This is a genomic window from Streptomyces purpurascens, from assembly GCF_045040895.1.
GTDB classification, from domain to species: Bacteria; Actinomycetota; Actinomycetes; order Streptomycetales; family Streptomycetaceae; genus Streptomyces; species Streptomyces purpurascens.
On record NZ_CP108341.1, the window covers coordinates 4,237,550 to 4,250,944 of the forward strand.

Below are 13,395 nucleotides of genomic sequence, written 5' to 3' on the forward strand. Positions count from 1 at the left end.
GGCAGGTGAACAGGCGCTCAGTCAGTGTCCTTGACTGACGCAAGCAGATCCAGAGCCTCAGGCGACGAGGTCAGCTGAGGGTCTTCAGCGCCGCCGGGTCGTACGGGGCCGTGTCCTCGAAGCGGCCGGCCAGGACCTTGGCCGCCCACTGCGGGTCCTGGAGCAGCGCGCGGCCGACGGCGACCATGTCGAACTCGTCGCGCTCGAAGCGGTCCAGGAGGTTGTCGAGGTCGTTGACCTCGGCGCCCTGGCCCTGGAAGGACTTGAGGAAGTCGACGCCGTTCAGGCCGACCGAGCCGACGGTGATGGCGGGCTTGCCGGTGAGCTTCTTCGTCCAGCCGGCCAGGTTGAGGTCGGAGTCCTCGAACTCGGGCACCCAGTAGCGGCGGGTGGAGGCGTGGAAGGCGTCGACACCGGCGGCCGCGAGCGGCGTCAGGATGGCCTCCAGCTCCTCGGGCGTCTCGGCGAGGCGGGCGTCGTAGGCCTCCTGCTTCCACTGCGAGTAGCGGAAGATGACGGGGAAGTCGGCGGACACGGTCTCGCGGACCGCCGCGACGATCTCCTCCGAGAGCTTGGCGCGGGCGACCCGGTCGCCGCCGTAGGCGTCGGTGCGGCGGTTGGTGCCCTCCCAGAGGAACTGGTCGAGCAGGTAGCCGTGGGCGCCGTGGATCTCCACGCCGTCGAAGCCGATGCGCTCGGCGGCGGCCGCGGCCTCGGCGAACGCGCCGATGACGGCGTCGATGTCGGCCTGGGTCATGGCCTTGCCGGTGGGCTCCGTGGCGCCGATGCGCAGACCGGAGGGGCCGACGGCCGGGGCGTTGGCGACCGGCGGCTCACCCTGGTTGCGGACCATGCCGATGTGCCAGAGCTGCGGGACGATCGTGCCGCCCGCGGCGTGCACCGCCTCGGCGACCTTCGCCCAGCCCGCGAGCTGCTCCTCGCCGTGGAACCGCGGCACGCTGTCGCTCTGCCCGGCCGACTCGTGCCCGACGTAGGTGCCCTCGGTGACGATCAGGCCGACTCCGGCGGCGGCACGGCGGGAGTAGTAGGAGACGACGTCCTCGGTGGGGACACCGCCCGGGGAGAACATGCGGGTCATCGGCGCCATCGCGATGCGGTTCGGGACGGTCAGGCCGTTGAGCGTGACGGGCCGGGACAGGATTTCGGCGGCGCGGGAGGCGGCGACGGTCACTCAGGGGCTCCTTCGGATACCGGACAGTATGTGCATACGCATAGGACGTACGCTTCAACCATCCGGCCCGCCCATGCCATCCCGCCCGCACTGTGACCCCGCACACGCCCGAGGGCGGCACCCCCTGTCGGAACAGGGAGTGCCGCCCTCGGCAAGACCGTTGATCAACCCGGGGAATCCCAGGGGTCGATCAGAAGTCCATGTCACCGCCCGGCATGCCGCCGCCGGCCGGGGCAGCGCCCGCCTTCTCCGGCTTGTCGGCGATGACGGCCTCGGTGGTGAGGAACAGCGCGGCGATGGAGGCGGCGTTCTGCAGCGCGGAACGGGTCACCTTCGCCGGGTCGATGATGCCCTCGGCGATCATGTCGACGTACTCACCGGTCGCGGCGTTCAGGCCGTGGCCGACCTGGAGGTTGCGGACCTTCTCCACGACGACGCCGCCCTCGAGACCACCGTTGACGGCGATCTGCTTCAGCGGGGCCTCCAGCGCGAGCTTCACGGCGTTGGCGCCGGTCGCCTCGTCACCCTCGAGCTCCAGCTTCTCGAACACCTGGGAGGCCTGCAGCAGGGCCACGCCACCACCGGCGACGATGCCCTCCTCGACGGCCGCCTTCGCGTTGCGAACGGCGTCCTCGATGCGGTGCTTGCGCTCCTTGAGCTCCACCTCGGTGGCGGCACCGGCCTTGATGACGGCCACGCCGCCGGCGAGCTTCGCCAGGCGCTCCTGCAGCTTCTCGCGGTCGTAGTCCGAGTCGCTGTTCTCGATCTCGGCGCGGATCTGGTTGACGCGACCCTGGACCTGGTCGGCCGAGCCGGCACCGTCGACGATGGTGGTCTCGTCCTTGGTGATGACCACCTTGCGGGCCTTGCCCAGCAGGTCGACCGTGGCGTTCTCCAGCTTGAGGCCGACCTCCTCGGAGATCACCTCGCCGCCGGTGAGGATGCCGATGTCCTGCAGCATCGCCTTGCGGCGGTCACCGAAGCCCGGGGCCTTGACGGCGACGGACTTGAAGGTGCCACGGATCTTGTTGACGACCAGGGTCGACAGGGCCTCGCCCTCGACGTCCTCGGCGATGATCAGCAGCGGCTTGCCCGACTGCATGACCTTCTCCAGGAGCGGGAGCAGGTCCTTGACGTTGGAGATCTTGGAGTTCGCGATCAGGATGTACGGGTCGTCGAGGACGGCCTCCATACGCTCCATGTCGGTCGCGAAGTACGCCGAGATGTAGCCCTTGTCGAAGCGCATACCCTCGGTGAGCTCCAGCTCCAGACCGAAGGTCTGGGACTCCTCGACGGTGATGACGCCTTCCTTGCCGACCTTGTCCATGGCCTCGGCGATGAGCTCGCCGATCTGGGTGTCGGCGGCGGAGATGGAGGCCGTGGAAGCGATCTGCTCCTTGGTCTCGACATCCTTCGCCTGCTCCAGCAGGGCGGCGGAGACGGCCTCGACGGCACGCTCGATGCCGCGCTTCAGGGCCATCGGGTTGGCGCCGGCGGCTACGTTGCGCAGGCCCTCCTTGACCAGGGCCTGGGCGAGAACGGTCGCGGTGGTCGTACCGTCACCGGCGACGTCGTCCGTCTTCTTGGCGACTTCCTTGACCAGCTCGGCGCCGATCTTCTCGTACGGGTCCTCGAGTTCGATCTCCTTGGCGATGGAGACACCATCGTTGGTGATCGTGGGGGCGCCCCACTTCTTCTCGAGGACGACGTTGCGGCCCTTGGGGCCGAGCGTCACCTTGACGGCGTCCGCGAGCTGGTTCATGCCGCGCTCGAGGCCGCGCCGCGCCTCCTCGTCGAACGCGATGATCTTGGCCATGTGAAGTGGTCCCTCCAGGACTGGGGGTGATTACTTCGGACCGCGCCCGCGCCCGCGACGGACGGCTCGCCAGCCTCGTGGTTCCTTCCCCACCCGGCCTGCGGGCCTCACCGACCCGGTCCTTACGTTGTCACTCTCACCTTCAGAGTGCTAACGCAATGATTAGCACTCGGCCTAGGCGAGTGCAAGCGCCTCTCGGGATACGGAGGCGCACTCAGCCCCCGGCGAACGGGGCGCGCCCGGCTCGTCCGCAGGCCGCGGACAGCGCCGCGGCGGATCGCCCGAGGCCGGGAAACGCCTGGGCCCACGGCCCGCGGCGGCGGCCGAGCGGCCGACGCGAGCGGGTCCGGAGCGCGAAGTCGCCGCCCCCGCACCGGGGTGGGCATCGGGGCACCCTCGGGCGCGGCGGACTTCTACGAGCCCCCCGCCGACCCTTCGCCCCGGCCGGCCGCCGGACAGGCCGAAGGGCCCGCACCCCGGGGGGTACGGGCCCTTCAGAGAAGACCTGCCGCTTGCGGTTTGTCGTGGTCGCGCGTTCAGGCAGCGACGCGAACCATGTCGGCCTGTGGACCCTTCTGACCCTGCGAGATCTCGAACTCGACCCGCTGACCCTCTTCAAGGGTGCGGTAGCCGTCCATCTGAATCGCGCTGTAGTGGACGAAAACATCCGCACCACCGTCGACCGCGATGAAGCCGTACCCCTTCTCCGCGTTGAACCACTTGACGGTGCCCTGAGCCATGCCTAACTCCCCTATTACTGGCCCTTGCACAGACCCGCACTTCGCGGATCCGGGTCAGACCTCACCCCCCACGGATTGGGGGCGTGCGCCGGAACGCGTCGACCGCGGCCGAATGTATCTGTCCAACTGCCCTCTGCAACAGGTCAATCGGACGAGAATTCTGGACGCGCAGGATCCGGAATGTGGGGAGAATTCGCCTGACTTCAGGGCAAGTCGGGCCACGCAAAGGGAACAAAAGCCACGAAAGACGCACACACTTTGGCTACATCTTGTCGGGCGCGCGGCAGGAATTCAGGGTGCCCGATCAGGGGATCGGGATCGCGTTCCCCAACTGTACCGCGCTCAACCACACAGAATTGCCCCCTCCGTTTCTCTCACGGAGGGGGCAATTCGATGGACTCTCAGTGACGGCCGTTACCGATGGTAATAATCAAGCCGGTCGACCGGTTCAGCCACCGGCGACGGCCGGAATGATCGACACACCGGCACCGTCCGGCGTCGCCGTCTCAAGACCCTGCTCGAAGCGCACGTCGTCGTCATTGACGTACACGTTGACGAACCGGCGCAGCTTGCCCTGGTCGTCCAGCACCCGGGCGGCGATCCCGGTGTGGTTCTTCTCCAGATCGGAGATGACCTCCCCGAGGGTCGCCCCCTCGGCAGCCACCTCGGCCTGGCCGCCGGTGTAGGTACGCAGGATGGTGGGGATTCGAACGGTGACGCTCATCGGAATATGACCTCCGGTTTTGATTGAAGCTACGGCTGGGGCGCGCCCTCAGGGGCGCGGGGCTGTGCCGATCTGCGGCTCCGCCGCGTGGGCGCGACCAGCCCCCACCGGCCCGCAGCAGGCAACGGTCAGACGAGTCCGGCGTCCCGGAACGAATCCAGGTTGGGCCGGATGGTCGCGGTCAGCCCGGTACCGGCCACCGCATCCAGCGTCTTCAGCCCATCGCCCGTGTTCAGCACGACCGTGGTCTTGGCAGGGTCGAGAAGCCCGTTCTCCAGCAGCTTCTTCGCCACCCCCACCGTCACCCCACCGGCGGTCTCCGCGAACACACCCTCGGTCTTCGCGAGCAGCTTGATCGCCTCGACGACCTGCTCGTCGTTCACGTCCTCCACCGCACCGCCCGTACGACGCGCGATGTCGAGCACGTACGGACCGTCCGCCGGGTTGCCGATCGCCAGCGACTTGGCGATGGTGTCCGGCTTCTGGGGGCGTACGACGTCGTGGCCGGCCTTGTACGCCGTCGACACCGGCGAGCAGCCCTCGGCCTGCGCGCCGAAGATCTTGTACGGCTTGTCCTCGACCAGACCGAGCTTGATCAGCTCCTGCAGACCCTTGTCGATCTTCGTGAGCTGCGAGCCGGAGGCGATCGGCACCACGAGCTGGTCCGGCAGCTGCCAGCCGAGCTGCTCACAGATCTCGTACGCCAGCGTCTTGGAGCCCTCGGCGTAGTACGGCCGCAGGTTGACGTTGACGAAGCCCCAGCCCTCGCCGGCCGGGTCGCCGATCAGCTCGGAGCAGAAGCGGTTCACGTCGTCGTAGTTGCCCTCGATGCCGACGAGCTCGCCGCCGTAGATCGCGGCCATGACGACCTTGCCCTGCTCCAGGTCGTGCGGGATGAACACGCAGGAGCGGAAGCCGGCGCGGGCCGCGGCGGCACCCACCGCACCGGCGAGGTTGCCGGTGGAGGAGCAGGACAGGGTGGTGAAGCCGAAGGCGCGGGCGGCCTCAAGGGCCTGGGCGACGACGCGGTCCTTGAAGGAGTGCGTCGGGTTGCCGGAGTCGTCCTTGGCGAAGAGCTTGCCGGCGTCGACGCCGAGCTCACGGGCCAGGTTGTCGGCCTTGACGAGCTTGGTCCAGCCGGGGTTGATGTTCGGCTTCTCCGCCACGTCGGCCGGGACCGGCAGCAGCGGGGCGTAGCGCCAGATGTTCGCGGGACCCGCTTCGATGCGCTTGCGGAGCTCTTCGGTGTCGTAGGCCGAGAAGTCGTAGGCGATCTCCAGCGGGCCGAAACACTCCTGGCACGCGAAGACCGGTCCGAGGGGGACGCGGTGACCGCACTCGCGGCAGCTCAGGGCGGCGGCGGGGCCGAGGTCTACGGTGGATTCGGTGGTGCTTGCAACAGTCTGCGCAGCCATGTGAGGCGAGGCCCTTTCTCCTCATCTTCCTCACGACGCATCTCGCCGTGAGACGGATTTGGCACCTTCCCGAGCCGGGAGCCTCGCGCGTGTGGTCGACAGTGACCTACGAGAACCGACTGGAGGGTTGCCGGGACTTCAACGGGCCGTTTCCCTCTGTCCCTCTGGATGAGCTGTATTCGGTTGTCGACGTGGGTTGACCCCGGACATGCGATGGTCACCCGCGTTGTTCAAGACTGTAACCGACGACCAGGACAGTTGAGATAGTCGTCCGAACCGCGAGATGGCTCACAGTCCGTCCCGCCGAGAGCACGCAGAGGAGCCGCCACGGTGCTGGAAGAAGTCGAGCGCTGGCTGAGCACCCGTTCCTGGTCCGCGACCGATCGCCCCCTCCACCAGATACTCGCCGCCAAGCAGCGCACGGGCCAGACGGTCAGTGTCGTGCTGCCCGCGCTCAACGAAGAGGAGACGGTCGGCGACATCGCCGCCGTCATCCGCCACGACCTGATGCGGCAGGTGCCGCTCGTCGACGAGCTCGTCGTCGTCGACTCCGGCTCGACCGACCGTACGTCGGAGGTGGCCGCGGCCGCGGGCGCGACGGTGGTGCACCGGGACGCGATACTCCCGCGGCTGCCCGCGGTGCCCGGCAAGGGCGAGGTGCTGTGGCGCTCGCTGCTCGCCACCCGCGGGGACATCGTCTGCTTCGTCGACGCGGACCTGAGGGACTTCTCGTCCGACTTCGTCTCCGGGATCGTGGGCCCGCTGCTCACCGAGCCGGGCGTGGACCTGGTGAAGGCCATGTACGACCGTCCGCTCGGCGCCGCCGCCGGGCAGGGCGGCCGGGTCACCGAGCTGATGGCACGCCCGCTGCTCAACATGCACTGGCCGCAGCTGGCCGGCTTCGTGCAGCCGCTCGGCGGCGAGTACGCGGCCCGCCGCTCGCTGCTTGAGCAGCTGCCGTTCCCCGTCGGGTACGGCGTCGAGCTGGGCATGCTGGTCGACGCCCTGCACCTGGCGGGCCTGGACGCCCTCGCCCAGGTCGACGTCGGGGTGCGCAAGCACCGGCACCAGGACGGGCAGGCTCTGGGCCGGATGGCCGCCGCGATCTACCGCACGGCCCAGCTGCGGCTGGCCCGCGGGCATCTGATCCGGCCGTCCCTGACGCAGTTCGAGCGGGGCGGGGACGGCTTCGAACCGCGGACGTACTCCGTGGACACCGAGGAGCGTCCGCCGATGGTGGAGATCGCCGAGTACCAGGCGCGGAAGGCCGCCTGACCGGGGCTGTTTTCGGCCGGGTACGGCAGGTCCGTACGTTTGAGCGTTTCCGGGCCGGGCTAGGTTGAGGGCTATGGCTTCAACGTTCGGTGCTGCACAGGTGCTGGTGGCCTCCAACCGCGGCCCGGTCTCGTACACGGTGGGCGAGGACGGTTCGCTGAACGCCAAACGGGGCGGCGGCGGGCTGGTCTCGGGGCTCTCCGCGATCGGCTCGGACGCGGACGCGCTCTGGGTCTGCTCGGCGCTGTCCGACGGCGACCGCGAGGCGGTCCGGCGCGGTGTCGGCGAGGACGGCGTACGGATGCTGGACATCCCGGCCGACGTGCACGCCGACGCGTACAACGGCGTCGCCAACTCGGTCCTGTGGTTCGTCCACCACATGCTCTACCAGACTCCCCTGGAGCCGGTCTTCGACGCGGAGTTCCGGCGGCAGTGGACGTCGTACGAGACGTACAACCGGGCGTTCGCTCGGGCGCTGGCCGAGGAGGCGGCGCAGGGTGCGGCCGTGGTCGTGCAGGACTACCACCTGACGCTGGTGCCGGGCATGCTCCGCGAGCTGCGGCCGGATCTGAGGATCGGGCACTTCTCGCACACGCCGTGGGCGCCGCCCGAGTACTTCCACATGCTGCCGGACGACGTGGCCGGGCAGGTGCTGCGCGGCATGCTGGGCGCGGACCGGCTGGGCTTCCTCACGCAGCGCTGGGCGGACGCGTTCGTCGCGTGTGCCGAGCGGTTCGCCGACGGGCTCGGGGGCACGCGGGTCGGCGTGCACGGGCTGGGGGCCGACGCGGACTTCCTGCGCAAGCGGGCGCACGAGCCGGACGTCGAGGAGCGGATGGCCGCGCTGCGGGAGCAGATCGGCGAGGGCCGCCGCACCATCGTCCGGGTCGACCGCACCGAGCTGTCGAAGAACATCGTGCGCGGCCTGCTGGCCTACCGCACGCTCCTCGACTCCCACCCCGAGTGGCGCGAGCGCGTCGTGCACGTCGCCTTCGCCTACCCCTCGCGGCAGGACCTCGCCGTGTACCGCGACTACACGGCCGAGGTGCAGCGGGTCTCGGAGGAGATCAACGCCGAGTACGGGACCCCGGGGTGGACCCCGGTCGTACTGAACCTCAAGGACGACTTCGCCCGCTCCCTGGCCGCGTACCGGCTCGCCGACGTGGCGCTCGTCAACCCCATCCGCGACGGCATGAACCTCGTCGCCAAGGAGGTCCCGGTCGTCTCCGACGCGGGCTGCGCGCTGGTGCTGTCGCGGGAGGCCGGGGCGTACGAGGAGCTGGGCGAGGACGCGATCACCGTGAACCCGTACGACGTGACCGGCACGGCGGCCGCCCTGCACGAGGCGCTGTCGATGCGCCCGGAGGAACGCGCCGAGCGCGGCAAACGGCTGGCCGCGGCGGCGACCGCGCTGCCGCCTGCGCAGTGGTTCCTGGACCAGCTCGACGCGTTGAGGGGCTGAGCGGTGATGAGCCCGGAGGCATTGCCGACACCCGTCACCAAGGCCGGGCAGGAGGGTCTCGACGCCCTCCTCGCGCGGCCCTCCGAGGCGCTGATCGGGCTGGACTTCGACGGGACGCTCGCGCCGATCGTGGCCGATCCGGAGCTGGCCAGGGCCCATCCGGAGGCGCTGGCGGCGCTGGCGGCGCTCGCGCCGAAGGTGGCCGCCGTGGCGGTGATCACCGGCCGCCCGGCCGAGGTCGCGGTCCGCAACGGCGGCTTCGCGGACGTACCCGGTCTCGAACACCTCGTCGTCCTCGGGCACTACGGTGCCGAGCGGTGGGACGCCCGCAGCGGCGAGATCAGCGCCCCCGCCCCGCATCCCGGAGTCGCGGGTGTCCGCGGGGAGCTGCCCGAACTCCTCGAACGGCTCGGGGCGTCGCAGGGGACCTGGATCGAGGAGAAGGGCCGGGCCGTGGCCGTGCACACGCGCCGGGCCGCCGACCCGCAGGCCACCCTGGACCTGCTGCGCGAGCCGCTCACCGGCCTGGCCGGCCGCCACGGCCTGATCGTGGAGCCCGGCCGGCTGGTCCTCGAACTGCGCCCGCCCGGCATGGACAAGGGCGTCGCCCTCACCGAGTTCGCCCGGGAGATCGGCGCCGGTTCCGTCCTCTACGGCGGTGACGACCTGGGCGACCTGCCCGCCTACTCCGCCGTGGACCGCCTCCGCGCGGACGGCACCCCGGGCCTGCTGGTCTGCAGCGGCAGCGACGAGGTGACGGAACTCCGGGACCGGGCGGACCTGGTGGTGGACGGCCCGGAGGGCGTCGTACACCTGCTGGGCGCACTGGCGGACCGCCTCGGCAGAGGCGCCCCCTAGGGGCGCGGGGAACTGCGCGACCAGCCACGGACGCACCCGCACCCCGCCACGGCCGGACACCCCACGAACCTCAGCGTTCCGCCCGCCGCCGTTCCCGAACCCGCCGCAGCCGATTCACCGTCACCGGGTCGTGGGCGAGAGCCCTGGGGTCGTCCAGCAAGGCATTGAGAAGCTGGAAGTAGCGCACAGGGGCGAGCCCCAGCTCCTCCCGCACGGCCCGTTCCTTCGCGCCGGGCCCGGAAAAGCTCCGGCGTTCGAGCGCGAGAATGTCCCGCTCCCGGCGCCCGAGCCCCTGCTCACCCGTGTCCTCGTCCATGCCCGGCACCGTAGCGCCCGCCACCGACAGCGCCTACTCCGCGTTCTCCGCCCGGGACGCCTCCGCCTGGAGCTGGCCCAGGACGGCCGAGGGGCTGCCGCCGGGGGCGACGGCCTTGCCGATGCGCTGCTTGATCTCGGCGCTGACGTCGGCCCACGAGGTCTTGCCGACCGGGTAGAGCTCGGAGGTCAGCAGCTCCTCCAGGAACGGCCTGAGGTGCCGGTCCTGGTCGGAGACGGACATGGTCCCGGACGCGGAGGTGGTGACCGGCAGCAGGTCGTACTCGCGGGAGAAGGCCAGCACGTTCTTCTCGCTGTAGACGAAGTCGAGGAAGTCGCCGACCTGGTCGCGGTGGCCGTTCTTGCGGAAGGCCGTCATCCAGTCGGCGACACCGAGCGTGGACTTGCTCGTGCCTTCCTTACCCGGCGTCGGCACCATGCCGTACTTGACGCCCTTCTTCGCGGCGATGTTCATCAGCGACGGGTGCCCGTTGACCATGCCGACCTCGCCCTTGGCGAAGGCGGCGAACGCGTCGGCCCGGTTGAGTTCCCCGGGCGCGACGGGCCCGGTCAGACCCTTGCCGACCAGGTCGTCCTTCAGCCAGGAGAAGGTGTCTACGTTCTCCGGGGCGTCGATGCCGTAGCTGTCGACGGTGTCGGTGTAGCCGCCCCCGCCGCTGAGCATCCACTGCATGGTCTCGGCCGGCGCCTCCTCCGGGCCGAGGGGCAGCGCGTACGGGTAGGTCACGCCCTCCGCCTTGAGCGCCTCGGCGTCGTCGGCCAGGTCGTCCCAGGTCTTGGGCGGGGTGATGCCGGCCTCGGAGAAGAGGGTCTTGTTGTAGAAGAGCACGCGCGTGGAGGAGGCGAACGGCATGCCGTACTGCACGCCCTTCACCTGCCCCGCGGAGGCCAGCTGCCCGACGAAGTCGGCCTGCACGGGTATGGAGAGCAGCTCGTCGGCCTTGTAGAGCTGGTTCTGGGCCGCGTAACCGGCGTACGAGCCGATCTGCGCCATGTCCGGCGGGTCACCGGCGGCGACCATCTCCCTGACCTTGCGGTCGACGTCGTTCCAGGAGTAGACGCTGACGTCGATCTTGATGCCGGGGTGGTCGGCCTCGTACTCCTCGACGAGCTTGTCCCAGTACTTCTGGGAGCTGTTGGCGTTGCTGTCGCCGTAGTCGGCGGCGACCAGCTTCAGGGTCACGTCGCCCGAGCCGCCCGTCACACCGCAGCCGCCGAGGACCGCCGTCATGCCCAGTGCGGACACCGCCGCGATCGTTCCTGCCATCCGCCGCCGCTGCACCGCTGCACTTCCCCAACCCTGGCGTCACCGCCACCGAAAACTTTCGATATTCGGAATAAGGTCTACACCACGTGAGTGGACTAGACCTCTTGCGGGTCCCCGGGTCACACTGTGTTCCGTGAGACATGTCATCGCCCTGGACGTGGGCGGCACCGGAATGAAGGCCGCCCTGGCCGGGCCCGGGGGCGAGGTGCTGCACCGGGCCCGGCGGGCCACCGGCCGCGACCAGGGTCCGGACGCCGTCGTCGCGGGCATCCTCGACTTCGCCACCGAGCTGCGCGCCTACGGCGCCGAGCACTTCGGCATGCCCGCGGCCGCCGCCGGCGTGGCCGTCCCCGGCATCGTCGACGAGGCGGAGGGCGTCGCCGTCTACTCCGCGAACCTCGGCTGGCGCGACGTCCCCCTGCGCGACGCGCTCGCGGCACGGCTGGACGTCCCGGTCGCCCTGGGCCACGACGTACGCACCGGCGCCCTCGCCGAGGGCCGGGTCGGCGCGGGCCGCGGCGCCGACCGGTTCCTGTTCGTGGCGCTGGGCACCGGCATCGCCGGCGGCATCGGCGTCGAGGGCCGGGTCGAGTCGGGCGCGCACGGCTTCGCGGGCGAGATCGGCCACATCGTCGTACGGCCCGGAGGGGCCCCCTGCCCGTGCGGGCAGCGCGGCTGCCTGGAGCGCTTCGCCTCGGCGGCGGCCGTGAGCGAGGCCTGGGCCGCGGCCTCGGGCGACCCGGACGCGGACGCGGCCGACTGCGCGAAGGCCGTCGAATCCGGCGACCCGAAGGCCCGGGCGGTCTGGCAGGACGCCATCGACGCCCTCGCCGACGGCCTGGTCACGGCCCTGACCTTGCTGGATCCACGCACTTTGATCATCGGTGGTGGCCTGGCGGAAGCGGGGGAAACCCTCTTCACACCCCTGCGGGAAGCGATCCGTAGCCGCATCACCTTCCAGAAACAGCCGTCGATCGTCCCCGCGGCCCTGGGTGACGCGGCCGGTTGTCTGGGCGCGGGCCTGCTCGCCTGGGATCTCCTCGACCGGACCGACCGTATGGAGGTAACGCCCTGATGACCGATGCCCCAGGGGCGCGGGGAACTGCGCGACCAGCCACGCACCACCCGCACTCCGCACCATCGGGAACCCTCACGGTCCTCACCGGCGCGACCGTGGTCCTCCCCACGGAGACGGTCACAAACGGCCGGGTCGTCATCAACGGCACCCGCATCGCCGCCACAGCCCCGGAAAACGCCCAGGTCATCGACGTAACCGGTCACTACGTGATCCCCGGCTTCGTCGACCTCCACAACCACGGCGGCGGCGGAGCCTCCTTCACCTCCGGCTCGGCCGAGGACATCCTCAAGGGCATCCACACCCACCGCCTGCACGGCACGACCACCCTGGTCGCCTCCACCGTCACCGGCGACATGGACTTCCTCTCCCGACGCGCCGGCCTGCTCAGCGAACTCGCCGAACAGGGCGAGATCGCCGGCGTCCACTTCGAGGGCCCGTTCATCTCCCCCTGCCGCAAGGGCGCCCACGCCGAGGGCCTCCTGCGCGACCCGCACCCCGCGGACGTCCGCAAGCTGATCGACGCGGCCCGGGGCCAGGCGAAGATGGTCACCCTGGCCACCGAACTCCCCGGCGGCCTGGACTCCGTACGCCTCCTGGCCGAACAGGGCGTGATCGCGGCGATCGGCCACACGGACGCGACCTACGAACAGACCATCGAGGCCATCGACGCGGGCGCGACGGTGGCCACCCACCTCTTCAACGCGATGCCACCCCTCGGCCACCGCTCCCCCGGTCCGATCACCGCGCTCCTCGAGGACGACCGCATCACCGTCGAGCTGATCAACGACGGCACGCACCTGCACCCCGCCGCACTCCGGCTGGCGTTCCACCACGCCGGAGCGGACCGCGTGGCGTTCATCACCGACGCGATGGACGCGGCCGGTTTCGGCGACGGCCGCTACTGGCTCGGCCCGCTGGAGGTGGAGGTCGCCGACGGCGTGGCCCGCCTGGTCGAGGACGGCACCATCGCGGGCTCCACGCTCACCCTGGACCGCGCCTTCAAACGCGCGGTCACGGTCGACGGCCTCTCCGTCGAGGACGCGGTGACGGCCCTGTCCGCCAACCCGGCCCGCCTGCTCGGAATGGCCGACACGATCGGCTCACTGGAGCCCGGGAAATTCGCCGACCTGGTGCTTCTGGACTCCGCGTACGACCTCAAGGGTGTGATGCGCCGGGGCGAATGGGTGATCGGTCCCCAACTGCACTGATCCATCCCGCAGTCGAGCGACGGT

12 protein-coding genes and 1 riboswitch are annotated in these 13,395 nt (G+C 70.3%); of the genes, 5 read left to right on the forward strand and 7 right to left on the reverse strand.

Annotated elements, in window-relative coordinates:
- Positions 1-70: 70 nt before the first annotated feature.
- From OHU35_RS19175 to thrC, 5 genes are all read right to left on the reverse strand, one after another.
- Positions 71-1,192 carry an NADH:flavin oxidoreductase gene (locus tag OHU35_RS19175; protein WP_189729283.1) on the reverse strand — a complete coding sequence of 374 codons (1,122 nt, stop codon included), beginning with the start codon at positions 1,190-1,192 and terminating at the stop codon, positions 71-73.
- A gap of 190 nt (positions 1,193-1,382) precedes the next feature.
- Entirely contained in the window at positions 1,383-3,008 is a 1,626-nt protein-coding gene (gene groL, locus OHU35_RS19180) for a chaperonin GroEL (protein ID WP_189729285.1), read from the reverse strand.
- 536 nt (positions 3,009-3,544) lie between these two features.
- Entirely contained in the window at positions 3,545-3,748 is a 204-nt protein-coding gene (locus OHU35_RS19185) for a cold-shock protein (RefSeq protein WP_003949956.1), read from the reverse strand.
- A 448-nt stretch (positions 3,749-4,196) separates the two neighbouring features.
- A complete protein-coding gene (locus tag OHU35_RS19190) occupies positions 4,197-4,472 on the reverse strand; it encodes a ubiquitin-like small modifier protein 1 (RefSeq protein ID WP_189729287.1) in 276 nt (91 codons plus the stop codon).
- 128 nt (positions 4,473-4,600) lie between these two features.
- Positions 4,601-5,887, reverse strand: coding sequence for a threonine synthase (gene thrC / locus OHU35_RS19195; RefSeq protein ID WP_405506129.1), 1,287 nt, complete (start codon positions 5,885-5,887; stop codon positions 4,601-4,603).
- 18 nt (positions 5,888-5,905) lie between these two features.
- Positions 5,906-6,062, reverse strand: a riboswitch (SAM riboswitch).
- A 155-nt stretch (positions 6,063-6,217) separates the two neighbouring features.
- On the opposite strand from thrC, the gene OHU35_RS19200 reads away from it, so the two are divergent.
- The 3 genes from OHU35_RS19200 (at position 6,218) to otsB (ending at position 9,482) form a co-directional block, all read left to right on the forward strand.
- On the forward strand, positions 6,218-7,162 hold the full coding sequence (locus OHU35_RS19200; RefSeq protein WP_359893331.1) for a glucosyl-3-phosphoglycerate synthase: 945 nt from the start codon (positions 6,218-6,220) through the stop codon (positions 7,160-7,162).
- A 73-nt stretch (positions 7,163-7,235) separates the two neighbouring features.
- On the forward strand, positions 7,236-8,624 hold the full coding sequence (locus tag OHU35_RS19205; RefSeq protein WP_189729293.1) for a trehalose-6-phosphate synthase: 1,389 nt from the start codon (positions 7,236-7,238) through the stop codon (positions 8,622-8,624).
- A gap of 6 nt (positions 8,625-8,630) precedes the next feature.
- Positions 8,631-9,482, forward strand: a complete 852-nt coding sequence (gene otsB, locus OHU35_RS19210) for a trehalose-phosphatase (RefSeq protein ID WP_405506132.1) — start codon at positions 8,631-8,633, stop codon at positions 9,480-9,482.
- Between the two features lie 70 nt (positions 9,483-9,552).
- Here otsB and OHU35_RS19215 read toward each other — a convergent pair whose 3' ends face one another.
- Complete coding sequence (locus OHU35_RS19215) at positions 9,553-9,798, reverse strand: DUF3263 domain-containing protein (protein ID WP_189729304.1); 246 nt, start codon at positions 9,796-9,798, stop codon at positions 9,553-9,555.
- Positions 9,799-9,831: 33 nt separating this feature from the next.
- The gene (locus OHU35_RS19220; RefSeq protein WP_405506133.1) at positions 9,832-11,085 is read right to left on the reverse strand and encodes an ABC transporter substrate-binding protein; all 1,254 of its coding nucleotides are present in this window, start codon (positions 11,083-11,085) and stop codon (positions 9,832-9,834) included.
- A 133-nt stretch (positions 11,086-11,218) separates the two neighbouring features.
- Between OHU35_RS19220 and OHU35_RS19225 the strand changes: the two genes are divergently transcribed.
- Together OHU35_RS19225 and nagA are read left to right on the forward strand one after the other, a co-directional pair.
- Positions 11,219-12,160 carry an ROK family protein gene (locus tag OHU35_RS19225; RefSeq protein WP_405506135.1) on the forward strand — a complete coding sequence of 314 codons (942 nt, stop codon included), beginning with the start codon at positions 11,219-11,221 and terminating at the stop codon, positions 12,158-12,160.
- A complete protein-coding gene (gene nagA, locus OHU35_RS19230; RefSeq protein ID WP_189729311.1) occupies positions 12,160-13,371 on the forward strand; it encodes an N-acetylglucosamine-6-phosphate deacetylase in 1,212 nt (403 codons plus the stop codon). Before OHU35_RS19225 ends, nagA begins: the two co-directional genes overlap by 1 nt.
- Positions 13,372-13,395 lie beyond the last annotated feature (24 nt).